Source organism: Bartonella sp. AP150HLJHH (assembly GCF_042196385.1).
Lineage (GTDB): Bacteria > Pseudomonadota > Alphaproteobacteria > Rhizobiales > Rhizobiaceae > Bartonella.
In genome coordinates, this window is sequence record NZ_JBHIQC010000005.1 from 20,917 (window position 1) to 44,984 (window position 24,068).

19 protein-coding genes and 1 other RNA gene are annotated in these 24,068 nt (G+C 38.4%); 11 read left to right on the top strand and 9 right to left on the bottom strand.

From position 1 onward, the window contains the following. Positions 1 to 89 precede the first annotated feature (89 nt). The 6 genes from miaA to ACFING_RS03540 all read right to left on the bottom strand — a co-directional run bounded on the left by miaA (position 90) and on the right by ACFING_RS03540 (position 6,844). Positions 90 to 962, bottom strand: a complete 873-nt coding sequence (gene miaA, locus ACFING_RS03515) for a tRNA (adenosine(37)-N6)-dimethylallyltransferase MiaA (protein WP_375629933.1) — start codon at positions 960 to 962, stop codon at positions 90 to 92. Positions 963 to 1,668: 706 nt separating this feature from the next. After that, on the bottom strand, positions 1,669 to 3,192 hold the full coding sequence (locus ACFING_RS03520; RefSeq protein WP_375629936.1) for a Do family serine endopeptidase: 1,524 nt from the start codon (positions 3,190 to 3,192) through the stop codon (positions 1,669 to 1,671). A gap of 151 nt (positions 3,193 to 3,343) precedes the next feature. After that, positions 3,344 to 4,282: a protease modulator HflC gene (gene hflC / locus ACFING_RS03525; RefSeq protein WP_375606990.1), complete on the bottom strand. Its 939-nt coding sequence runs from the start codon at positions 4,280 to 4,282 to the stop codon at positions 3,344 to 3,346. Between the two features lie 2 nt (positions 4,283 to 4,284). Continuing rightward, entirely contained in the window at positions 4,285 to 5,424 is a 1,140-nt protein-coding gene (hflK, locus tag ACFING_RS03530) for an FtsH protease activity modulator HflK (protein WP_375612019.1), read from the bottom strand. Between the two features lie 119 nt (positions 5,425 to 5,543). Beyond that, positions 5,544 to 6,053: a dihydrofolate reductase gene (locus ACFING_RS03535; RefSeq protein WP_375629938.1), complete on the bottom strand. Its 510-nt coding sequence runs from the start codon at positions 6,051 to 6,053 to the stop codon at positions 5,544 to 5,546. Beyond that, on the bottom strand, positions 6,050 to 6,844 hold the full coding sequence (locus ACFING_RS03540) for a thymidylate synthase (RefSeq protein WP_273722957.1): 795 nt from the start codon (positions 6,842 to 6,844) through the stop codon (positions 6,050 to 6,052). Before ACFING_RS03540 ends, ACFING_RS03535 begins: the two co-directional genes overlap by 4 nt. A gap of 213 nt (positions 6,845 to 7,057) precedes the next feature. Here ACFING_RS03540 and ACFING_RS03545 point away from each other — a divergent pair, with 213 nt between their 5' ends. The 3 genes from ACFING_RS03545 to ACFING_RS03555 all read left to right on the top strand — a co-directional run bounded on the left by ACFING_RS03545 (position 7,058) and on the right by ACFING_RS03555 (position 12,589). Next, complete coding sequence (locus tag ACFING_RS03545; RefSeq protein ID WP_375612016.1) at positions 7,058 to 8,365, top strand: MFS family transporter; 1,308 nt, start codon at positions 7,058 to 7,060, stop codon at positions 8,363 to 8,365. A gap of 954 nt (positions 8,366 to 9,319) precedes the next feature. Beyond that, on the top strand, positions 9,320 to 10,630 hold the full coding sequence (locus ACFING_RS03550; protein ID WP_375629940.1) for an MFS family transporter: 1,311 nt from the start codon (positions 9,320 to 9,322) through the stop codon (positions 10,628 to 10,630). Between the two features lie 651 nt (positions 10,631 to 11,281). Then, entirely contained in the window at positions 11,282 to 12,589 is a 1,308-nt protein-coding gene (locus ACFING_RS03555) for an MFS transporter (protein ID WP_375621352.1), read from the top strand. 69 nt (positions 12,590 to 12,658) lie between these two features. Here ACFING_RS03555 and ACFING_RS03560 read toward each other — a convergent pair whose 3' ends face one another. Then, entirely contained in the window at positions 12,659 to 12,964 is a 306-nt protein-coding gene (locus tag ACFING_RS03560; RefSeq protein ID WP_375612013.1) for a DUF2853 family protein, read from the bottom strand. A gap of 96 nt (positions 12,965 to 13,060) precedes the next feature. Between ACFING_RS03560 and ssrA the strand changes: the two genes are divergently transcribed. From ssrA to ACFING_RS03585, 5 genes are all read left to right on the top strand, one after another. Beyond that, positions 13,061 to 13,417, top strand: a transfer-messenger RNA (tmRNA) gene (gene ssrA, locus ACFING_RS03565). A 179-nt stretch (positions 13,418 to 13,596) separates the two neighbouring features. Next, a complete protein-coding gene (locus ACFING_RS03570; protein WP_375629941.1) occupies positions 13,597 to 14,148 on the top strand; it encodes an SspB family protein in 552 nt (183 codons plus the stop codon). A gap of 8 nt (positions 14,149 to 14,156) precedes the next feature. Next, positions 14,157 to 14,339, top strand: a complete 183-nt coding sequence (locus ACFING_RS03575) for a DUF4169 family protein (protein ID WP_375612011.1) — start codon at positions 14,157 to 14,159, stop codon at positions 14,337 to 14,339. A gap of 10 nt (positions 14,340 to 14,349) precedes the next feature. Then, positions 14,350 to 14,601: a ribbon-helix-helix domain-containing protein gene (locus ACFING_RS03580; protein WP_375612010.1), complete on the top strand. Its 252-nt coding sequence runs from the start codon at positions 14,350 to 14,352 to the stop codon at positions 14,599 to 14,601. 119 nt (positions 14,602 to 14,720) lie between these two features. Further along, a complete protein-coding gene (locus ACFING_RS03585; protein ID WP_375629943.1) occupies positions 14,721 to 17,060 on the top strand; it encodes an ATP-dependent helicase in 2,340 nt (779 codons plus the stop codon). Between the two features lie 56 nt (positions 17,061 to 17,116). Here the strand turns inward: ACFING_RS03585 and ACFING_RS03590 are convergent, their stop codons facing one another. Further along, entirely contained in the window at positions 17,117 to 17,746 is a 630-nt protein-coding gene (locus ACFING_RS03590) for a chloramphenicol acetyltransferase (RefSeq protein WP_375629945.1), read from the bottom strand. 136 nt (positions 17,747 to 17,882) lie between these two features. On the opposite strand from ACFING_RS03590, the gene ACFING_RS03595 reads away from it, so the two are divergent. The 3 genes from ACFING_RS03595 to ACFING_RS03605 are packed head-to-tail and all read left to right on the top strand — an operon-like array spanning position 17,883 to position 21,209. Next, positions 17,883 to 18,464: an SCO family protein gene (locus ACFING_RS03595; protein ID WP_375621357.1), complete on the top strand. Its 582-nt coding sequence runs from the start codon at positions 17,883 to 17,885 to the stop codon at positions 18,462 to 18,464. Between the two features lie 26 nt (positions 18,465 to 18,490). Further along, on the top strand, positions 18,491 to 19,360 hold the full coding sequence (locus ACFING_RS03600) for a 50S ribosomal protein L11 methyltransferase (RefSeq protein ID WP_375621358.1): 870 nt from the start codon (positions 18,491 to 18,493) through the stop codon (positions 19,358 to 19,360). Between the two features lie 22 nt (positions 19,361 to 19,382). Continuing rightward, the gene (locus ACFING_RS03605) at positions 19,383 to 21,209 is read left to right on the top strand and encodes an aminopeptidase P family protein (protein WP_375629947.1); all 1,827 of its coding nucleotides are present in this window, start codon (positions 19,383 to 19,385) and stop codon (positions 21,207 to 21,209) included. A gap of 595 nt (positions 21,210 to 21,804) precedes the next feature. Here the strand turns inward: ACFING_RS03605 and ligA are convergent. Next, positions 21,805 to 23,964 carry an NAD-dependent DNA ligase LigA gene (gene ligA / locus ACFING_RS03610; protein ID WP_375629949.1) on the bottom strand — a complete coding sequence of 720 codons (2,160 nt, stop codon included), beginning with the start codon at positions 23,962 to 23,964 and terminating at the stop codon, positions 21,805 to 21,807. Positions 23,965 to 24,068: the final 104 nt, after the last annotated feature.

Consider the following 24,068-nt stretch of genomic DNA (forward strand, 5'->3'; position numbering starts at 1 on the left):
ATAAAAAATTATATTTTCTAAAAAATTTCTTTTTCACGAATTATCTTTTATCTTTCGATAAGTTTCTTTGCAAAGCTCTAACTCTTTTATCAAAAAGTAAGCATCCATTCTTCATCAAATTGATTACGAAACCATGTCATTTGTCTTTTTGCATATCTCCTCGTTTGTATTTTTACCGCTTCAAGAGCATTCTCAAAGCTTCTATATCCATCCAAATAAGCCATAAATTCAGGTATACCAATAGCCTTCATTGCTGGTAAAGAAGGGGAAAGTTTAAGTTTTTTCATAGCCACCACTTCTTCTAAAGCTCCTCTTTCAATCATAGAATCCAAGCGTTTATGAATACGTTCATAAAGCAGAGAACGTGGTGGCATGAGAAGAATTTTTTCGGTCAAATTCGGCGCAATGATAGGTGTTGTTTTTTGTTTCTGCCACCAACTGAGCGTCTTACCGGTTGCATCATAAACTTCCAAAGCACGGACAATACGCTGTCTATCGTGCGAAGAAATTTTTTCAGCAACAACAGTATCAATCTGCAACAACTGGCGATAAAGACTTTCAGGTCCCTCTTTATCAAGCAGCAAACGCCACTTCTGCCGCACAACATCTGGAACATAAGGAATTTTTGAAATCCCCTCTAAAAGAGCACGAAAATAAAGTCCTGTCCCACCAACAAAAATAACTGATCTTAAAGAAAAAGTAGTCAATAGCTTCTCGACATCACACAACCATTGCCCTACCGAATAATTCAAAATAGGACTCACATGACCATAAAGATAATGGGGAACAATCGCGGTATCAGCCTCCCCCGGCCGTGCCGTTAAAATATTTAAAACATCATAAACCTGCATTGAATCAGTATTAATAATGAGAGCATTTTTTTCTTGAGCCATTTGCAAGGCAAGTTCTGACTTCCCACTTGCCGTTGGCCCCGCTATTAATGTAACTGTTCTCTGTGCCATGAATAGCAATTTCTCCCAATCAATAATTTATTACAACATGCAGACACCCCCAAAGCCTTCCTGTATTTTCTCTCCATTATCATAGAGTAAATACTTCAAACAAAAAATACGAACACAAATTCCCCTTAAGACAAAGCCCCTTATGAAACTTATAAAAAAGAAAAAATGGACTTAATAACAACACCAAAGGAATTTCCAAGCATTTTTTGCTATCGTAATTCAATAACAAACCACAGCTATAATAATTCTGTCCGTTAAGGCCATTAAAAATATACTCTTTGTCATCATTTATGAAAATAATACTAAGTTTAATCTATACAATCAAATAGCTTTATTTTTTCCTATAAAAATAGCATGCTACGCCGGTTTATAATAAGAGCCTCATAAAGTATCATATCAATACCATTTACTTGCGCATCACAAGCAGAGATAAAAATGGACTTAAGAAAGGTGTACCAATATCTCTTATGCAGCACTTCAAAGTCTAGGCTGTTACAATATTGAGAACTGAAAAATACTATGATGACACCAATTTATACTTTGATATTCAGCATAAAGATATAATGATTTCCAATGGATTTTATATTGCACACCCCATACTCTCTATCGTGAAATGAGCTTGAGAAATATTGGACATCACATGGCTGACTTGCAAAATATCCCACACACTAAGGCTGATAAAAAACAAAAAATAATTTTTTAAGGATCAATCCATTAGGAGCGTTACGAACCGTAACTCTCCATCTGGACGCGCTACAATAAATAGAGCATTTTTGCGTCCAGCTTCACGTAATTTATGAATACGTTTTTTAGCCTCATCAATTGTTGTGATAGAACTCTGATTGATATCAACAATCACTTCACCAACGCGAATACGCTTTTTATCCGCTGCACTATTTTGTGCAACAGATGTCACCACTAGTCCTCGAAGTTTATCTGAAATTGAATAACGATGACGCAAATCCTCTGTCAGTTCAGATAACGTCATTCCCATAAATTGCATTGTCGCGTTTTTCGACAGATCTTGATTTTTTTTATCATCAACTTCTTCTGTATCTTCATTTGGATCTGTTTCAATCAAACGTCCAAGCTTAACTTTTACTGTTGCTTCTTGCCCATTGCGTAAAATAGTAACGTCCACCACTTTTCCTTCTGAACTTTCTGCAACTAAACGCGGCAAATCACGTGCATGCTTAATTTTGGAATTACCAAAGGAAAGAATAACATCTCCAGTTTGTAACTGGCTATTATCTACATTATTTTCTTCCGTCTGTTCTATTTTACCAGCCACCAATGCTCCCACAGCATTGTCCAATTTTAAACTTTTTGCAATATCCTCTGTTACCGGCTGAATACGAATAGCCAACCAACCACGCCTTATTTCTCCAAAATCACGCAATTGATTAATAACAGAAAGAGCCATATCCGATGGAATAGCAAATCCAATACCGATAGATCCTCCCGAAGGTGAAACAATTGCTGTATTAATGCCAATGACTTCACCATTTCTATCAAATAACGGCCCACCAGAATTTCCCCGATTAATTGCTGCATCTGTTTGAATAAAATTATCATAGGGACCAGCATTAAGATCACGGTTACGTGCAGAAATAATACCAACCGTCACACTTCCACCAAAACCATAAGGATTACCAATAGCCATAACCCAGTCACCAATACGTGCTTTTTCTGAGTCACCAAAACGCACAGCTTTTAATTTTTTACTTCCTGCATCGACTTGAAGCAACGCCAAATCAGTTTTGCTATCCTTTCCAAGAAGCTTTGCCTTTAGTTTTGTACCATCCGTAAAATTAACTTCAATATCATCAGCATCTACAATAACATGATAATTTGTAACAATAATCCCTTTTTGCGCATCAATCACAAAACCAGAGCCTAAAGAACGCACCTTTTGAAATTGACTATCTTTTTGACCATCCTTGGGTGTAAAAAAATCACTGAAATATTCCTCCAGCAATGAATCTTTTGGGATAACGGGTACCGAGGTGTTTGCATCCTGTTCTGTTCCTTCAACAGTCTGCGCCGTGGAAATATTCACAACTGTTTCCAAAAGCTCAGAAGCTAAATCAGGAATAGAAAGCAATGCCTTGCTTGTCTCGGCTCCCCAAGACAAACTCACTGATCCTGATAGAAACAAAGTCACACAAAAAACAACTCTTGTGATAAAAAACTTTAAAAACGTATTTTTACTCACGATACTTCTATCCATGACATGCCTTTAATCAAAGATGCAAAGAGCCCCACTAAATTTATCTACGTAAAACCAGCACGGCTCGATACTCTCTACCACTTTTACCATAAAAGAAAATGGTCACAGATCATTCTTTTCATGCAAAATCTCGTATCTGCAATCCATTATTTTATCTATTCTCTCCCGATTTTGGATCAGTTTTACTGAGGCCAGTATTCATTGTCGGTAAGAATGCTTTATTTGCCTGCGGCGGATTACGAAAATAGAAAAAGAAATCCTCATTTGGAGAAATTACCATCGGTGTTTTCTCTAAATTCTTGTATTGTTCCATCGCCAACCAAAAATCGTAAAAAGACGGATTAGCCTCCCTCGCATTCAATAAAAGACGAATACTTTCAGCTTGACCTTCACCACGGGTAATTTCAGCATCACGCTTTGCAGCTGCTACAATTTCTTCATATTCACGATTAGCTTCTGCCACAATACGATCTCGCTCCTGCTGACCACGAGCCCGGATATTTTCCGCAGCAGCTTCACGTTCAGCTGCCATTTGCCGATAGACATCTTCTGAAACAGCATCAGTCAAATCGGTTTTACGAATACGCACATCAACAATGGTAATACCCAACGAGCCTGCATCTACAGAAAATTGCTTCTGTACTTCAGCCATCATCGCGCCTCGTTCATCCGATAAGGCTGCTTTAAATTCTCGCTTACCATAAACAGCACGCAAAGCGTCAATAAACCGTGGTGCAAGGTTTTCACGTGCCGCAATTTGTGGACGCCCAGAAGCAATGCGCTGTAAAAACAACTTAGGATCTGTAATACGGTAAATAAAGAACGCATCCACCTCATAATACGCACCACCACGAACCTGTACAGATTGTGTAGGAACATCGTAACGCAATAACCGATTATCAACAATGATCATCTTATCGATAAAGGGCGCCTTGAAATAGATTCCAGGATTAGATTCTACCTGAACAATTTGTCCAAAACGCTTAATTGCTACTTGTTGACGAGGATAGACGATAAATACGGACATCCACAAAATCATCAAAACAAACACTATAGCACTAAAAACAAACAAAAAGCGAGATTGCTGCATAATTAATCTCCTCCAGAAATACGAGAATCTAAGAGTAACGCAGGACGCGCTGCTGTTGCCTTTACTTTTTCCGATGACTTGCTACGCAACAATTCATTCAAAGGTAAATAAGGCACCGCTGGAGAATTTGCCTGATCAAGAACCAGCTTATTTGGTGAAGAAAGAATCCGCCCCATCGTCTCCATATAGAGACGGTAGCGAGCAGCTTCTGGTGAAATCGCAGCCTCTCGAGCTATCGCCTGAAAACGTTCAGCACGCCCTGTTGCCTCTTCAACCATTTGTGCCTTTTCACCTTTTGCGATTTCCCGTGTGCGTGAAGCTTCACCATTTGCTAAACCAATTTTCGTAAAACGCACACGATTCCCCTCTTCAATCATTCTTCCACGTTCCTGCTCCGCCTGCTGAACAGAATTAAACGCAGCAGCAACCTTTGTCGGAGGAGCAGCTTCACTGATAGAAACACGGCTTATTTCGACACCAAGTTGATATTTATCCACAGTCAACTGGATAATCTTTCTAACGTCATTAGCAACTTCTTCTTTCTTGTCACGTAAAACATCATCAACCGGCCGCGAACCAATGACCTCACGCATTGCACTCTCAGCAACTTGGCGGACAGTTCCCTCTTGATCATTCACATTGAATAAAAACTGACTAGGGTATGAAATCCGATAATAAACGGAAAAATTAACATTAACGATATTTTGATCACTCGAAAGCATTAAACCATCACTTTGTTGCGCCTGACCGGGCTTCCCACCAATCGCGATTGTTTTTTCCGTTAAAGGGACTTTCATATAGGTCTCAATTGGCCAAAAATGAAAATGCAACCCATCACCAATAATGCCTTCTTTAGGGATGCCAAAGCGCAACTCTACCGCTTGTTCATTTTGCTGAACAATATAAATTGACTGGTATAGCCAAAAAAACACAATAAGCAGAAGGAATAAAACAGAAAAACTGCTTCTCCCGAATTGTTTAAACTGATCCTGCCCTTTGCGCAAAATTTCATTAAGATTAGGACCATTTTCGCCACCATTACCGCCACCAGAACCAAAGAGATTCTTAGCTGGTGTTTTTTTGTCACCACTGTTTTTATCGCCACTCCACGGGCCACCACCATTTTGATTTGTCCAGGGCATTATCACCTCTTTAACTGATTACCACTACTCGAACACCAACCATTTGCTTGATCTTATAGGGTGTCTCTTACCTCATTACAATACAACTGATAAACCCTTCCACTTCATATTACAAAAAATTATTTCCGCTCATAAACAACAAAACGTGTCGGATGACTATCTTTATCCCCTTTTGGAATATCTTGTGTTTGCACAATAGTCCACTTTTCTTTATCAAAAACAGGAAAAAAACTATCACCTTCTATAGAAGCTAAAACTTCTGTAAGAAATATTTTATCAGCCATATGCAACCCTTGTTGAAAAATTGCACCACCACCAATAATAAAAATTTCCTCTACATCATTTTGAGAAGCAACGCTTGTTGCAAGAGAACAAGCTTGCGATAAAGAGTGAGCAACAACAGCCCCCTCAGCACAAAAGGTACAATCACGCGTAATGACGATATTTGTACGCCCTGGTAAAGGTCTCCTAATAGAATCCCAAGTTTTTCTTCCCATAATAATGGGCTTACGCAACGTCAAAGCTTTAAAGCGTTGCAAATCCGTCGATAAATGCCACGGCATGGCACCTTCACGACCGATAACACCATTTTCTGCAACAGCAGCAATTAAACAAATGGAAATCGTCATATTGCTACCGGCGCTTTAATATGGGGTTGTGCTTCATAATTAAGCAACTCAAAATCCTCAAATTGAAAAGAAAAAAGATCTGTTACCGCTGGATTTATGCGCATACATGGCAAAGCATTTGGTATACGAGACAATTGATATTTTGCCTGTTCAAAATGATTAGAATAAAGATGAGCATCTCCCAGAGTATGAATAAAATCGCCTACTTTAAGACCGCTTACTTGCGCAATCATCATCGTTAGCAATGCGTAGGATGCAATATTGAATGGAACACCTAAGAAAATATCCGCCGAACGCTGATAAAGTTGACAAGATAATTTCCCCTCCGCAATGTAAAATTGAAAAAGACAATGACACGGAGGCAACGCCATTTCCTCTATTAATGCAGGATTCCAAGCTGATACAATCAAGCGACGAGAATCTGGCGTTTCCTTAATCATCGTTAAAAGATTGTTAATTTGATCAATATGGCGTCCATCAGGAGCGGGCCAAGAACGCCACTGATAACCATAAACAGGACCAAGATTTCCCTTTTCATCAGCCCACTCGTCCCAAATTGACACACCATGCTCTTTCAACCAAGCGATATTTGTATCGCCTTTAAGAAACCACAAAAGTTCATAAATAATTGAACGTAAGTGTAGTTTCTTTGTTGTCAACAACGGAAATCCTGCTTGTAAATCAAAACGCATCTGATACCCAAAGATAGATCGCGTTCCAACACCCGTTCGATCTGTCCGATCAATACCCTGATTTAAAACATGAGATAAAAGAGCAAGATATGATTTCATGAGGGTATTATGTCCGATTCTTCTTATTATAGAAAATAAAAACTGTAAAATCCGTACAAACATAATTCAAATCTTTTTCCAAAAACATCTTACACAAGAAATTATCATGATCTAACTAAATTTTTGATGCAAAAGATAAAATACTATAGACAGCTTCTAAAAAAATGACATAAATGAACAAAGATGGATGAACATCAAATAAAGGGATCGACTATGGAAAAACAAGAAGCTTTAAAACCACATGATACAAGAAAACGTATCTGGGCTATCGTGTCCAGTGCATCAGGTAATCTAGTAGAATGGTATGACTTTTATGTTTATTCCTTTACATCTATTTATTTTGCATCACAATTCTTTCCCTCAGATGGCAATGACGTTACGCAACTTTTAAAAGCGGCGGGTGTTTTTGCTATTGGTTTTCTTATGCGCCCAATCGGCGGATGGCTTTTTGGCTTCATTGCCGATCGTTACGGACGCAAACGCTCAATGCTTATCTCTGTTTTTATGATGTGTGGTGGTTCGTTCTTAATCGCCCTACTTCCTACCTATGAAACCATTGGAATGGCAGCAGGAATTCTTTTACTTTTACTCAGAATGCTTCAGGGGCTTTCTGTTGGTGGTGAATACGGTACAACAGCAACTTATATGAGCGAAATCGCCCTCAAAAATCGCCGCGGATTTTTTAGCTCTTTCCAATATACCACACTGATTGGTGGTCAACTTCTAGCCAGTCTCGTTATATTCATTTTAGCGCTTTATCTCACCGAAGATCAGCTAAAAGCGTGGGGCTGGCGTATTCCATTTGCCATTGGTGGATGCGGCGCAATTGTTGCGATTTATCTACGCCGCACACTCCATGAGACAACGACCAAAGAAAGTCGTTCTAGTGCACAAGCTGGTAGTATTAGGGGACTTCTGAGCAACCACCGAAAAGCTTTCTTTCTGGTTATTGGCTTTACAGCTGGAGGATCGCTCACATTCTACACCTATACGACTTACATGCAGAAATATCTGATCACAACCACTGGCTTTGATAAACATACAGCCACAACAATCATGACGGCTGCACTCTTTGTTTTCATGTTACTCCAACCCCTCTTTGGTGCTCTTGCAGATAAAATTGGAACAAGAACTTCACTCCTTATTTGGAGTGTCTTATCTATTATCTTTACCATTCCTGGACTTAATATGATTGGTAGTACTGATAGTACATGGATTGCTTTATCAGTCATTACTGGAATGCTCTGCATTATGAGCTTTTATACATCTATCTCTGGCATTGTAAAATCAGAAATGTTTCCTGCTTCAGTACGAGCAATAGGAGTTGGGCTCTCTTATGCTATTGCCAACGCACTGTTTGGCGGTTCTGCTGAATATGTCGCACTTGGATTAAAAGATCTTGGATATGAATCTGTCTTCTATTTTTATATAACCGGCATGATGATTATTGCATTCATTGCTGTTCTCTTAATGCCAGATGCTCGCAAAAAAGGGTATTTACAAGGAGACGATATTCATTAACCTTTAATGTTAACAAACAAGGATTTTAACAAAAAAGCCCAGAGTACTGGGCTTTTTTTATATCCTTTCCGATAGAAGTTTAAAGCTCACAATTTTTTATCCCTTCAAACACTCTAAAGAAGCAATGTTCCCTCCTGCACACGCCGCTTATAAAAATAAATGGCTTCATATTATTATGTAATAAATACTTCTTTAGCTGAATTTAATTCACTGAAGATAAAAAACGTTTGATTTATTTTAATATTCCCATGCCCACTCAAAATCGAAGAAAAGTGATTATCTTTCAAGATAATTTTATCAATAATAAAGATTACACTCATGATTTTGTTTAATACGTTCTTAATAGTACCCCCTCATGCAAAACAAATTCTTTCATGAAAATAGAAAATACCATTATATTATGAATTCGCACACTTTTTTGAGAAACATTTCTCAATGCACCCAACTCCATTTCACAACGACACCCGTGAATGACATAACGTAAAAGCCCCGTAAAATATAAACATGAACATTACTCTCTTTACACTTAATAAAAGTGCAAGCCGCTATCATTATACTTTTGACGAACTCTTAATATTGTACTCCCCCTTAACACTTAAGCTCATTCATAAAAAGTATTTTAACAGATACACCAACCTCGCATGAAATAGTCAATAACATCATTTTACGAAACAACATCAAGCATATAAACTAAAGAGTATCATATCTTCATAAACACTCTGCATATGCAAATAATTCACAATCAAACAAAAAATAATATTTCCTTAAGGATAGTAAAAAGCGTATGATTTACGCAATGTAACAACACCATGAGCCCAAAACACCACTGATAGCTCTAGAAAAAATCTTTATGTTTCCCTAAAAAATTATCATGATACAATGGCGTTTTTATAATGCACATCGTAAATAGCTTTAAAAAGAAGAAAAGTTATAAATCTAAAAGGGGAATACTTCATGAATAATCAAACAACTTTAGATCCACATGATACAAGGAAACGTATTTTTGCTATCATATCCAGCGCATCAGGAAATCTGGTAGAATGGTACGACTTTTATGCTTACTCCTTTGCATCGGTTTATTTTGCATCACAATTTTTTCCTGAAGATGAAGATATTGTTACACAACTGTTAAAAACGGCAGGAATCTTTTTTATTGGCTTTCTTATGCGTCCAATTGGAGCATGGCTCTTTGGATACATTGCGGATCGTTATGGACGTAAACGCTCAATGCTTATTTCTGTTTTTATGATGTGTGGTGGCTCTTTTCTCATTGCCATACTTCCCACTTATAAAACCTTGGGAATAACAGCAGCATTTCTTCTCCTTTTAGTCCGTATGTTTCAAGGACTTTCCGTTGGCGGTGAATATGGTACAGCAGCAACTTATATGAGCGAAGTTGCGCCCAAAAATCGTCGTGGTCTCTTTGCTTCTTTTCAATATGCAACAACGATCTCAGGTCAACTTCTCGCAAGTTTTATAATATTTATTTTAGCCATTTACCTTAACGAGGATCAGTTAAAAGCATGGGGATGGCGTATTCCCTTTGTCATTGGTGGCTTTGGAGCAATCGTTGCAATTTATCTGCGTAGTTTGCTTCATGAAACAACAACCCACAAAAGCCGCTCTGAACAACACGCTGGTAGTCTTCGAGAACTTTTTCGCAATCATAAAAAAGCTTTCTTTTTGGTTGTTGGCTTTACAGCTGGTGGATCTCTCACATTTTATACATACACCACTTATATGCAAAAATATCTGATCACAACCACGGGCTTTGATAAACAAACCGCAACAACGATAATGACTGCCGCCCTCTTTGTTTTTGTGCTACTCCAACCCCTTTTTGGTTCCCTAGCCGATAAAATTGGAGCAAGAGCTTCACTCATTAGTTGGGGGGCATTATCCATTATCTGCACCATTCCTGTACTTAAAATGATCGGTAATGCCCATAATCCATGGACAGCACTCTTAATTATTATTGGAATACTCTGTGTTATGAGTTTTTATACGTCCATTGCTGGTATCATAAAAGCAGAATTGTTCCCTGCTTCAATCCGAGCAATTGGTGTTGGATTTGCTTTTGCCATTGGCAACGCACTCTTTGGCGGTTCTGCTGAATATGTAGCGCTTGGATTAAAAAATATGGGATACGAATCTGTTTTCTTTTTTTACATCGTTGGTATGATGGTCATTGCACTCATCTCTATTCTTCTTATGCCCGATATAGATAAAGGAGGATATCTCGATAAAGACGATAGACTTCATTAAACTTATTTTCTGGATAAAAAAAGCCCAAGAAATTGGGCTTTTTTTGATCTCCTCTCCACCCTAGTAAAGAACGAAAAGCCCGCCCCGCATTCGTCTTACAAACAACTCAGTTTCTTTTAAATTGTCTATAGTTACTGCCCTCTTTATGTAATTTACTTGATAAGATTCTATGGGCAGCCCTGCCCTAAATATTTATCACGATATCTAAAAAACACCTCATACGGAAAACCTTATCTGAGGCTTACCTCACCCTCCTAAATGATGATGTGTTATGATACAATAAGATAATTAAGGACACAAAATCCCCTTTTACATTACTTAAGCTTTTTGAAATATTTTCAGTTTTGGGGCTTTCTGCTCATAAAGACCATCTCTTCTATAATCTTCCGGTATGCCAATAATTGCATTCTTCTCATAAAGTTTAAAGGTATCTTGATCTACTTTTCAATGTCCTCTCCCTTTAAATGCAACGTGATAACTTTTTATTCTATAACACAAGTAAAAATCTTAAAACGAATGACAACATAACTCTAATAAATCATCTTAAAGAGTTTCCCTAAGAAATTGTTATAATACCATTGAATTTTTCTGGAAATCATAAACAATTATGTTTAGAAAATATGAACTATAAATCCAAAAGGGGAACAATTCATGAAAAATGAAACAACTTCAGCATCACAGGATGCAAGAAAACGTGTTTTTGCTATTATAGCAAGCGCATCAGGAAATCTCGTAGAATGGTATGATTTTTACGTGTACTCATTTGCATCAATTTATTTTGCATCACAATTCTTTCCCTCCGATGGTGATACGATTACACCACTGTTAAAAACCGCGGGTGTGTTTTTTATTGGCTTTCTTATGCGCCCTATTGGAGCTTGGTTTTTAGGATTTGTCGCCGATCGTTATGGACGTAAACGCTCGATGCTTATATCCATTTTTATGATGTGTGGTGGCTCTTTTTTCATCGCCATACTTCCCACCTATGAAACCTTAGGAATAACATCAGCAATCCTTTTACTTTTAGCTCGGATGATGCAAGGACTTTCAGCGGGTGGTGAATATGGTACAGCAGCCACTTATATGAGCGAAGTTGCTCTCAAAAAACATCGTGGGCTTTTTGCTTCTTTCCAATCAGCCACCCTTATTACAGGTCAACTTCTTGCCAGCTTCATTATATTTATTCTAGCATCTTATCTCTCTGAAGATCAGTTAAAAGCATGGGGATGGCGTATTCCTTTTGTAATTGGTGGATTCGGGGCAGTGATTGCGATTTATCTGCGTCGTTCTCTCCACGAAACAACCACGAAAGAAAGCCGCTCTCACAAACACTCTGGCAGTCTTAAGGAACTTCTCACCAAGCATACAAAAGCCGTTGTCGTAATTGCATGCTTTGCATCAGGAGGATCACTCACCTTTTACACCTTTACGACTTATATGCAAAAATATCTGATCACAACCACCGGCTTTGATAAACATACCGCAACAACGATTATGACAGCTGTACTATTCATTTTCATCCTATTCCAACCCATAGCTGGTATCATAGCCGATAAAATTGGAACAAAAACTTTACTTATTATTTGGAGTATACTCTCTGCCATCTTTACATTTCCTGGACTCTGGATAATCGGTAATACGCATAGTATATGGGTTGCCTTTTCCGTCATTATTGGCTTGCTCTTCATTATGAGCATGTATACATCCATCTCTGGTGTCGTCAAATCAGCAATGTTTCCCTCTTCAATACGCGCATTAGGCGTTAGCATCTCTCATGCCATTGGCAACGCCTTATTTGGTGGTTCTGCTGAATACGTTGCGCTTGGATTAAAAAAGTACGGTCATGAATCACTCTTTTATTTTTATATAACCGTCGTGATGATCATGGCATTCATTGCTCTTCTCTTTGTCCCGAGTATGCGTAAAGGAGGCTACCTCCAAGAGGATGAAAAACATTAACCCTTTTTATCAACGAAAAAGCCCAAGAAATTGGGCTTTTTTTTATCATTATCACAAATTTAATATTGTTTAAATTTTATGAAGTGCATTAAGGTGCTTAGCAACTAGATAATAAAAAGTCACACGACTTTTTCTACGCTCTCCAGACATCATCTCAGCCACTTTTGAAACAGCCATTTTAGCACTCTTCTCATCGGCTTCTAAAACATCTTGAACCCATTTTTCAACACGTTCTAACTCTTTTGGATCCGATGTAGCAACAAGCGCTGCATCCTGCTTTTTCATCACTAAAGCTAAACGACGGCTAAGTCGTTCTACTGCTGCTTCATCGGGATTTGAATCATATAGTTTAATATCTGCTAGATTATTTGTCATTTTGCATCATCTCCTCTCCAAAAATGAGCGGACTATACTTTACAGCCGCATCATATAGCTCCATAAATAATTAGAGGATTAAAAATATTAACAACCCCCCTTTTCCTAAGACTGTTCTTCATCTATATTTAGAGGGCTGGTTTACCAGCTATGGTAATAAATGGACGGTGAAATAAACCTATTGGACCCGGGGGCGGTACCCGGCGCCTCCACCAAAATATAAAAAATCAAAATTATATTTTGGTGGGGGCGAAATAGGATCGACAAGGGTGTAAAGATCGCTCTTTTACTCGGCATTGTACCACCGTTATCGGGCTAAATGAGTAGTTGCAAATGACAACTATGCGGAAGCACGTCTCGCCGCTTAAGGTGGTGTGAATGTTTCAATTTAAGTCTTAAACCGTCGCAGGTTTAAGCGGGGTTCGGAGGCACCTGGCAACAGAAGCCTTCACTTTTTTAAATGTTGTTGATTGATCTTTCAGACATTATCAGACATTATTTACCATAGAGTTTCGTATTTATTCGATTTATTGAGGTGCATCGTAGAAAAAATCTGCTAATTTAAAATATATTCTGTCACACAATATCAATACGCCCCATTCTGCTACGTGAAATAAAAGGAATAAACTTCGATGGTTAAAGATCAAATCCGTTACGATATTCTCGTTCAGGATGCGCTTCGTGGAGTTATCCGTAAAGTTTTATCGGAAGTTGCCAAAGCAGGTCTTCCGGGAAATCATCATTTTTTTATAACTTTTTTGACAAATGCCCTAGGCGTTAAAATTTCTCCTCGGCTAAAAAATCGCTATCCCGAGCAAATGACAATCGTCTTACAGCATCAATTTAGAGATCTCAGTGTTTCAGAAACAGCTTTCGAAGTAACTCTCTCTTTCAGGGAAATAACCGAAAAGCTCGTGATTCCTTTTACTTCCATTCAGGTCTTTTATGATCCTGTAGCAGCATTTGAAGCAGCATTTGATCTGCCCTCAAATCTGACCTCTGGAGAAAGTGAAAATTCAGAAAATACCTCAACTACGCCTATTACCTTATCAAACAAACAAAAAATAGAAAATACGCTTACAAAAGAACAAAATCTCAGTACAAATAAAGAACCTTCAAATAACGATGCAAAACAAAATCAAAGTGCTGATGTTGTCTCTTTAGATTCCTTTCGGAAAAAATAATTTTTCTCATGACTGAATTGATTAATCTTCGCCAATTTCGAAAACAAAAAAAACGTACAGAAAAATCTCTTTGTGCTGAGCAAAATCGTTATCGTTTTGGACGAACAAAAACTGAAAAAAATTTTGAGCAGCAAAAATCTTTAAAAATGCAAAAATTTCTTGATCAAAATCGTTTGCGAAACGACGAATAAAGGTGGAAAAATGCACGAAAATAATTCTATCGATTGGTCAAAAGTCATTCCACGAAAGATATCTGTTCGCGTTGATGGACACGCAACAAGCGTCTCTTTAGAACCACCATTTTTAGATATTCTAAAAGATATAGCCCGCAAAAAAGGACAATCTTTAGCCTTTATTATTACCGATATTGATAGCAAAAGACCACAACAAGTAAATCTTTCGGCTTCGTTACGCGTTTATGCCCTTCAAAGCGTTCTCACCCAAAGCCTTTAATGGTTGTGCTTATTTTTTACGTTCTCTTTCTGTCTGTTCAACTGAAACTGTTGTGACTTTTTAAGAGAAGTTTTTTTAATCTAGAACTTCAATAAAAAAAAGACTACAAAAGAGATATAATGAGTAATTTTTCTGATCATACCATACCTTTCTTTGAAGAAGATTCCCCTCCAGACCATGATAAGAAGAGCTCTGGTTTTTTCTCCCATACTCTAAAAGAACAAAAATCATATAACACAGACTATTTAGAACAACTCAATCCAGAACAGCAACAAGCTGTTATGAATACTGAAGGACCTCTTTTAGTTCTTGCAGGTGCTGGTACAGGAAAAACACGCGTTTTAACAACCCGTATTTCTCACATTTTACGCTCTGGACTTGCTTCTCCTCAGCAAATACTTGCTGTCACTTTCACCAACAAAGCAGCCCGTGAAATGAAAACACGTATTGGTGAACTTATTGGAGAAGTTGTTGAAGGTATGCCTTGGCTTGGAACCTTTCATTCCACTGGAGCTAAAATTTTACGCCGTCACGCAGAGCTTGTTGATTTAAAAAGAAACTTTACAATTCTCGATAGCGATGATGTTCTTCGACTTTTAAAACAACTTATTCAAGCTGAAGGATTAGACGATAAGCGTTGGCCCGCACGAAACCTTGCCATGATGATTGATTCTTGGAAAAATCAAGGACTTTCACCAACACATATCTCAAAAAGTGATGCTCATTCCTTTGGTAACGGCATGGGACGTGAACTTTATCACAGTTATCAAAATCGATTAAAAGATCTTAATGCTTGTGATTTTGGTGACCTTCTACTTCATTCTATCTCTATCTTCCAACATAATCCAGATATTCTTCGCGAATATCATTCTCAATTTCGTTATATTCTTGTCGATGAATATCAAGATACAAATACAGCACAATATCTTTGGCTTCGGCTTTTGGCCCAACATCCTCAAGGTCAACATGTTAATCTTTGTTGTGTTGGCGATGATGATCAATCCATTTATGGATGGCGTGGTGCAAAAGTCGAAAACATATTACGTTTTGAAAAAGATTTTCCTTCTGCTAAAATTATTCGTCTAGAACGCAATTATCGCTCAACATCTCATATTCTTAAAACCGCCTCCCATCTCATTGCTCATAATGAAGAAAGACTGGGAAAAGTCCTTTTTTCTGCTCACGTAAAGAGTGAGGAAGAAAAGGTAAAAATTCATTCAGCATGGGATTCGGCAGAAGAAGCACGAGCAATCGGAGAAGAAATCGAACGTGCACAACAAACCGGTCATGCATTAAATCATATGGCTATATTGGTACGCGCATCATTTCAAATGCGTGAATTTGAAGATCGCTTTGTAACGCTTGGCCTTAATTATCGCGTCATTGGTGGTCCTCGTTTTTATGAGCGAATGGAAATACGTGATGCCATGGCTTATTTACGCGTTGTTGTCCAACCCACTGATGATTTAGCTTTTGAGCGTGTTATTAATACACCCAAACGCGGCATAGGAGATGCAACCCTGCGCATTCTTTATGAGAGTGCACGTGCACGTGCTGTTCCTCTCTTTTCTGCTGCCGCTGACATCATTGAAACAGATGAATTAAAGCCTAAGGCACGCAGTGCGTTACGAAGCCTCATTGAAAACTTCCGCCGCTGGCAAAATATGCTTCAAGACACTCCTCATAGAGAACTTGCCGAGATCGTCCTTGATGATTCTGGTTATACAACCATGTGGTTAGAAGATCGCTCACCAGAGGCTCCTACAAGACTAGAAAATCTTAAAGAAATGATTCGTTCCATGGAACAATTTGAAAATCTTCAAAGTTTTTTGGAACATGTTGCACTCGTTATGGAAACGGAAAATAATGAAAATATGGATGCAGTCAACATCATGACACTTCATTCAGCCAAAGGACTTGAATTTGAAACAGTTTTTCTTCCAGGTTGGGAAGAAGGACTCTTTCCCCACCAGCGCTCATTAGATGAAGGTGGACGTTCAGGATTAGAAGAAGAACGGCGTCTTGCTTACGTAGGTCTAACAAGAGCAAAAAAACATTTGCATATATGGTTTGTATCGAATCGAAGAATTCATGGACTTTGGCAACCTGCTCTTCCCTCCCGTTTTCTAGATGAATTACCAGCAGAACATATAGAAGTTGTAGAAATGGAAACATCCTATGGTGGTTATGGAAAATCTTCCTTTCAATATCACGATTCTTTTTATAATGACTATGCAACACCAAGACAAAAGCGTGCACAAAAAAACAAGAATATTGAAGGAAAAATTATCACGCAATCAATCTCTCATGCACCATCAGATTTTTCTGTCAATGATCGGATTTTTCACATAAAATTTGGTTATGGTTATATTACAGCAATAGACGATCATAAATTGACAATAATGTTCGAAAAAGCCGGAGAAAAGCGTGTACTAGATAATTTTGTAAACAAAGCTTAATTACAAGCAAACCATGATCCGTTTTTCCAAGAGATCATTTTGTTTTATTCTGACTATCATTTCCATTTGCGAACAAAGGCTTCAATGGGCAAATTTTGCATATCAGGCAATGCGTCGTGAATTTTATCAAGTGGCCAATCCCACCAAGCCATATCTAAAAGGCATTCTATCACATGATTGGGAAAACGCATCCGCAATCGCTTAGCAGGCACCCCAACGACAATCGTATAAGGCATAACATCTTTCGTTATAACAGCGTTCGCGCCAATGATAGCGCCATGACCAATTGTCACTCTAGGCATAATAACCGCACCATGTCCAATCCACACATCATGCCCAATAATAACACGTTTTGCACAACGCCTTTCACGAAAACCACTATCTAATGCCATATAACGAAAATATTCGTTTGGACGATAGGTTATTTTATGCGTTGAAACGCGCTCCATAGGATGCTCCAACGCATTCATCCGTACATGAGATGCAATAGAACAAAAACGCCCAATATCGCTATAAATAGCCTCACTATTACGCTCTAAATAAGAAAAATCTCCAACGGTTACATCCCGTAAAATCACCCGCTCATTAATTTCCACATAGCGCCCTAATTTACAACCATGCAGCCGCGCTGTCGTATGGATACGAGGTTCACTTTCATGAAATCGAAGATCTTTCTCAATATTCATACATCTTTCACCAATGTTTTATCAATAGATATGGAAAGACATACCAATCAAGCCAATAAAATCAACCATGAAACAAACATTGCAAAACAAACCTGCCGATGTTACAATTTCTCGATCTATCTAAGAGAGTCAAACTATGAAAAATGTAATACGCATCTTGGGGCTGACAATCATATTTCTTGCAGGTGTTTTTATTTATGATACGCTGACAAATAAGCCTTTAGGTGATAACTTTACTCTCACTGATTCTAATGGAAAAAATATTACTGAGGCTGATGTTCGAAGCAAGCCTTCAATAATTTTTTTCGGCTTCACTATGTGTCCTGAAAGCTGCCCTACCACACTGATGAATCTTGATCGATGGCTTACAGCCCTTGGGCCTGAAGCTGATAAATTAGGTATATGGTTTGTGACTGTTGATCCTGAACGTGACACACCAAAAGTACTCCATGATTATCTCAGTAATTTTAACAATAAAATTGTTGGCATTAGTGGAGATCCTGATAAGGTTCATAAAATGGTCAATTCTTTCAACATCGTTGCTGAAAAAGTTCCTGAAACAGATGGAAACTATACATATAACCATACAGCAGCAATTTTTTTACTTAAAAAAGGTGGAAAATTAGCTGGCGTTATCCGTTATGACACGAAAGAAAGCGATAGCGAATTAAAAGATGAAATCGCCATTGAACGGTTAAAAAAACTCGTCTTAAACTAAAAAAACCGATCAAAAGAAAGAACAGCATGTCGCAACAAATTCGCCTCTATTATACTGCTTCTAAAAATGAAGCAGAACGGTTCTATACCCTTATAGAAACAGCCTTTGACGAAGAAGGTTATCCTCTTGCTCTTACAGAGATAGATGAACAAAATGCTGTATATGAGCTTTCTCTATATGTCGATCAAGACAATCAAGAGAACGCATTAAAACATTTTGCAAGCGTTCTCTCTATAGATTTTGATAAAATTAATATGGAAGTTTTACCCAACATTGATTGGGTACAAAAAAGCCTAGAAGGACTAAAACCTGTGCAAGCTGGTCCTTTTTTCCTTCATGGAAGTCACAACCGAAACGCCATTCCAGCAAATGTTCTCCCTATTGAAATTGAAGCTAATCAAGCTTTTGGCACCGGACATCATGGAACAACAGCCGGTTGTTTAGAAATGATTGCCAAAGTCATGAAACACGAAAATCCAAAAAATGCCCTTGATCTTGGTACTGGGAGCGGTGTACTAGCCATTGGTATAGCAATGCTCAAACCAATTACTGTGCTTGCATCCGATATTGACCCAATTGCTGTTCAAGTTGCACAACACAATATCGAATTCAATGGTGTCAAGGAATATATTACAGCTATTACAGCAACAGATTTTGCCCATGATGCAATTGCATCACGAACCCCTTTTGATCTCATCGTTGCCAATATCCTTGCTAATCCGCTTATTGAACTTGCGCAAGAAGTGGTAAAGGCACTTCAAAAAGGGGGATCACTTATACTCTCTGGAATTCTTGAAGAACAACATGCCCATGTTTTGGAGACTTATATAAAACAAGGAATGAAGCATATCGAAACATACCACCGGCAAGGATGGGTTACGATACATCTGAAATAAAATAAAAGAAAAGGACGTCGTTATGTATCAATCTTTTGAGGCGACAACAAATCCTGCTTATGCAGCAGAACGCATTTCTTGCCTTCGTAAAGAACTCGATCACCTTGGACTCGATGGTTTTCTTGTTCCGCGGTGTGATGAGCATCAAGGAGAGTACGTCCCTCCTCATGCTCAACGCCTTAGCTGGTTAACCGGCTTTACTGGATCAGCTGGGATTGCACTGATTTTAAAAAACAAAGCCATCATATTTACAGATGGGCGATATAAGCTCCAAATTCGCCAACAAACTGATCCTGATATTTTTAATTATGAAGATCTCATAACTTGTCCTCCCTCACAATGGCTTGAAAAAAATGGTCAAAAACTTTCTATTGGCTTTGATCCATGGCTCCACACGATTGCTGCCACCAATGCATTGAGAAATGCATTAGAAATGAAAGCAGGTGGAAAACTTGTAGAAGTTCAACATAATCCCATTGATTTGCTCTGGCATAATCAACCAAAATTACCACAATCTGCCTTATCAATTCACCCTCTCAAATATGCTGGGTGCGATACAGATGAAAAACTCGCTTTGATTTACAAAGATATACAGCAAACTCATGCAAATGCTTTTATTTTTACAGACCCCTCTTCCATTGCATGGACATTCAATATACGGGGCAATGATGTTTCCAACACGCCTTTTTCCCTTTGTTTTGCTCTCATTCCACTTAACGAAACACCAGCTTTATTCATTGACAGCAAAAAACTTGGTGTAGAACAGAAACAATATCTAGAACGTTATGCAAAATTATATGAACCAGAACAGCTTATTCCCAAGATCAAAGAGTATGTTCAAAAAGGGACAGTGTTTGCCTTAGATCCACAGCTAACATGCGAAAAATTACGAACTGTTATTGAAGAAAAAAATAGCTTTTTTATCACACTTACCGATCCTGCTTCTCTACCACGTGCCATTAAAAATGACACAGAACTCAATGGCGCACGCAAAGCGCATCTACGCGATGGTGTTGCCCTAACCCGTTTTTTTTCTTGGTTAGATAAACAAATACCAGGGTCAATAAGTGAAATTTCTGCTGCTCAAAAATTAGAAGAATTTCGCATAAATACAGCAAAAGAAATGGGAGAAAAACTTAAAGATCTTTCTTTTGATACAATTTCAGCAGCAGGAGAAAATGGTGCCATTATTCATTATCGTGTAACAACGCAAACAAATAAACAACTCAAAGCCGGTGAACTTTACCTCGTTGATTCAGGTGGACAATATCGTGATGGCACGACTGATGTCACACGCACCGTAGCAATTGGGAATATTGGAGAAGAAGAAAAACGCTGTTTTACGCTTGTCCTCAAAGGCATGATTGCTCTTTCAACTATCAGATTTCCAAAAGGCACACGAGGGCAAGACCTTGATGCTCTTGCACGCATTGCATTGTGGAAAGCTGGTTTTGATTATGCCCATGGCACCGGTCATGGTGTTGGATCTTATCTTTCTGTCCATGAAGGACCGCAAAATATTTCTCGCAAAGGGTGCCAAGAACTCATCTCCGGTATGATTCTTTCAAACGAGCCAGGCTATTACCGCGAAGGCGCTTTTGGTATCCGTCTTGAAAATTTGATGATTGTGAAACCAGCACAAAAAATTGATGGCGGAGATATAGAAATGCTCTCGTTCGAAACACTCACACATTGCCCCATTGATCGACGGTTAATCCTTCCAGAGCTTTTGACACAAGAAGAACGACAATGGCTCAATGATTACCATGCGCGCGTTTATCAGATGAATGCACCTTACTTAAATGAAGAAGATAAAAAATGGGCAAAAGAAGCAACAATGCCCCTTTAAATGAAGCAACCTATAACTTTTACTCTTTCTACAAAACACAGGATTTTCTCTTTTTAAGGGAAAAATATGTATCTGCGTCAGGAAATATGAAAAATATTTCTACAAGATACTTCAAGTTTTTTGCTGGTATGGTAAACGCTAACCTAGGTGAAGCAAGATGAGATACACCTATACGTGGTAATACTTATCTTGGCGATCTCCATCTAGACATTATTATATCCCTATTTCCTTTATATGGAAACTTTCGTTATATTTTGTAATTTTCCGCGTTATATTTCTATTACGTCATTATAATTGGTTTATTACGGCATTTTGGATTAAATTATACATATTTATTTACAATTTTTACCTTGCTTCACAATGATAATTTATAAATTTTACTAATAATAACCTTGTATATTCTTCATCATAATAGTTTAAGTTTAATATTTAAGCTCAACGTTAATTATTTTAAATAACGTAATAAATATTAAAATATATGGCGCTCTGTTTTTGCAAAAAACAGCCACTATTATCCCTCTTTTTGATTTCATCCCCCAAAAAATGTAAGAGAGATAATCATACAAACAGCATACGATCTTCTAGAAAACATCCTCTAAACATTATGTTTCTCAATCAGCTGTAGCCAAGCCTCTTCATCGATAACCTCAACACCTAATTCCTCAGCTTTAGCCAATTTGGAGCCCGCTCCAGGTCCTGCAACAAGAAGATCTGTTTTTTTAGAAAGTGAACCAGATGTTTTAGCCCCCAATCGCTCTGCCAATGCTTTTGCTTCATCACGTGACATATGCGCCAAAGTTCCTGTAAAAACAATGATCTTCTCCGCTATTGGTGAAGAATCTGCTATGATAGGCTCCTCATCAAGAGGAGTTACTTCTTCAAGCAAAACAGATAAAATCTCACGGTTATGCTCTTCTTGATAAAAATCAACAATTGCGCTCCCTACCTGTGGTCCAATTCCTTCGATATTGGTAAGCTCTATCCAAGCCTCATTTCCTTCTTCATTTTCCTTATCACATGGCATAAATGCTTCCATAGCCGCAGTCTCAAAAGCTGTATAATTTTTATAAGCACGTGCAAGGCGGCGTGCATTCACTTCGCCAACATGACGAATCCCCAATGCAAACAAAAAACGGCTCAAAGGAATTTCTCGGCGCGCATTAATGGCATCATACAATTTCCGCACTGAAACAGTACCAAAACCTTCCATATTTTCCAAACGTATCAAAGACTTTTCTTGGCGCCGTTGTAAAGTAAAAATATCGGCTGGTGTATGAATACAAAGCGCCTCATCTTGAACATGGAAAAAAAACTCTACCTGTTTTTTACCCAAGCCTTCAATATCAAAAGCATTGCGTGAAACAAAATGACGAATACGTTCAATTGCTTGTGCAGGACAAATAAGCCCTCCTGTACAGCGACGCACGGCTTCTCCCACTTCACGAACAGCATGACTCCCACAAGCTGGACACAAATGAGGAAAAATAAAAACAGCAGCATCTTTCGGGCGTTTTTCAATGATAACATCAATAACTTGAGGGATCACATCACCAGCACGTTGTACAATCACGCTATCACCTACACGGATATCACGTCCTTCACGAATGGGCTCTCCTTTATGACCAATTCCCTTAATATAATCCTCATTATGCAAACTAGCATTGGTCACCACCACTCCACCAACAGTAATAGGCGTAAGACGTGCAACAGGTGTCAAAGCTCCCGTGCGACCAACTTGAATGTCAATATCTTCCAAAAGCGCTATCGCTTTTTCTGCTGGAAATTTATGGGCGATAGCCCAACGCGGCGAACGAGAAACAAACCCCAAACGCTTTTGGAGCATCAAATCATTAACCTTATAAACAATGCCATCAATATCATAGCTTAAAGAATGACGGCCTTCTTCGATATCGTGATAATACGAAATAATTTCTTTTACTGTCTTAAAGACTTTTGTTAATGGATTGATAATAAAGCCATATTCTTTTAGCTTTTTCATCATCTCCATTTGACTTTCTGCCAATATTTCACTCACCTCACCACAAGCATAAGCAAAAAATTGAAGTTTTCTGCTAGCGGTTATCCGTGAATCAAGCTGACGGAGTGAACCAGCCGCCGCATTTCGAGGATTGGCAAAGGTTAACTTGCCCTTCTCTTGTTGGTTGATATTCAGTGCTTGGAAATCTTCCCGCCCCATATAAACTTCACCACGCACCTCAATGATATCAGGAAAATCACCTTGCAAAACTTGTGGGATATCAGCAATTGTTCGGGCATTTGCCGTCACATTTTCACCGACAGTTCCATCCCCACGCGTTGCCGCACGCACAAGCCGCCCCTTTTCGTAGCGTAAAGACAAAGATAAACCATCAATTTTTGGCTCCGCTGTTATTTCCAACACTTGTGTTTCTGGAAGCCGTAAAAAACGACGAATACGCTCAACAAATTCAGTAACATCTTCAGAGCTAAACGCATTATCAAGTGAAAGCATAGGCTGTGCATGAACAGATTTTTCAAATTTTTCAGAAATTGGTGCTCCAATTTTATGTGAAGGAGAATCAATACGTATAAGCTCTGGAAAAAGAGCTTCAATTTCTGCATTACGACGACGTAAAGCATCATATTCTGCATCAGAAATTTCAGGCTGATCATCACGATTATAAAGCACATCATGACGTGCAATCTCTTTTGCCAACCACTCTAATTCACGTTCTGCTTCAACAGCTGTGAGATTTTTATATGCATCTTTGTTCATAAAATCTATTCCACATTACAAGCGCTGCCACAAGGGCCTCCCACGCCTCCTCATCAAGTGAATCTCAATAAATATAAGCTTTCTAGTATTTTTATCGCTGACTA

Excerpts from the sequence above, each read along its gene's own strand:
- hflK (WP_375612019.1), bottom strand. The coding sequence starts at position 5,424 with ATGCCCTGGACAAATCAAAATGGTGGTGGCCCGTGGAGTGGCGATAAA.
- ACFING_RS03590 (WP_375629945.1), bottom strand. The coding sequence starts at position 17,746 with ATGAATATTGAGAAAGATCTTCGATTTCATGAAAGTGAACCTCGTATC.
- ligA (WP_375629949.1), bottom strand. The coding sequence starts at position 23,964 with ATGAACAAAGATGCATATAAAAATCTCACAGCTGTTGAAGCAGAACGT.
- ACFING_RS03555 (WP_375621352.1), top strand. The coding sequence starts at position 11,282 with ATGAAAAATGAAACAACTTCAGCATCACAGGATGCAAGAAAACGTGTT.
- miaA (WP_375629933.1), bottom strand. The coding sequence starts at position 962 with ATGGCACAGAGAACAGTTACATTAATAGCGGGGCCAACGGCAAGTGGG.
- ACFING_RS03540 (WP_273722957.1), bottom strand. The coding sequence starts at position 6,844 with ATGAAATCATATCTTGCTCTTTTATCTCATGTTTTAAATCAGGGTATT.
- ACFING_RS03600 (WP_375621358.1), top strand. The coding sequence starts at position 18,491 with ATGTCGCAACAAATTCGCCTCTATTATACTGCTTCTAAAAATGAAGCA.
- ACFING_RS03560 (WP_375612013.1), bottom strand. The coding sequence starts at position 12,964 with ATGACAAATAATCTAGCAGATATTAAACTATATGATTCAAATCCCGAT.
- ACFING_RS03605 (WP_375629947.1), top strand. The coding sequence starts at position 19,383 with ATGTATCAATCTTTTGAGGCGACAACAAATCCTGCTTATGCAGCAGAA.
- ACFING_RS03570 (WP_375629941.1), top strand. The coding sequence starts at position 13,597 with ATGGTTAAAGATCAAATCCGTTACGATATTCTCGTTCAGGATGCGCTT.
- ACFING_RS03585 (WP_375629943.1), top strand. The coding sequence starts at position 14,721 with ATGAGTAATTTTTCTGATCATACCATACCTTTCTTTGAAGAAGATTCC.
- hflC (WP_375606990.1), bottom strand. The coding sequence starts at position 4,282 with ATGCAGCAATCTCGCTTTTTGTTTGTTTTTAGTGCTATAGTGTTTGTT.
- ACFING_RS03545 (WP_375612016.1), top strand. The coding sequence starts at position 7,058 with ATGGAAAAACAAGAAGCTTTAAAACCACATGATACAAGAAAACGTATC.
- ACFING_RS03580 (WP_375612010.1), top strand. The coding sequence starts at position 14,350 with ATGCACGAAAATAATTCTATCGATTGGTCAAAAGTCATTCCACGAAAG.
- ACFING_RS03550 (WP_375629940.1), top strand. The coding sequence starts at position 9,320 with ATGAATAATCAAACAACTTTAGATCCACATGATACAAGGAAACGTATT.
- ACFING_RS03520 (WP_375629936.1), bottom strand. The coding sequence starts at position 3,192 with ATGGATAGAAGTATCGTGAGTAAAAATACGTTTTTAAAGTTTTTTATC.
- ACFING_RS03595 (WP_375621357.1), top strand. The coding sequence starts at position 17,883 with ATGAAAAATGTAATACGCATCTTGGGGCTGACAATCATATTTCTTGCA.
- ACFING_RS03535 (WP_375629938.1), bottom strand. The coding sequence starts at position 6,053 with ATGACGATTTCCATTTGTTTAATTGCTGCTGTTGCAGAAAATGGTGTT.
- ACFING_RS03575 (WP_375612011.1), top strand. The coding sequence starts at position 14,157 with ATGACTGAATTGATTAATCTTCGCCAATTTCGAAAACAAAAAAAACGT.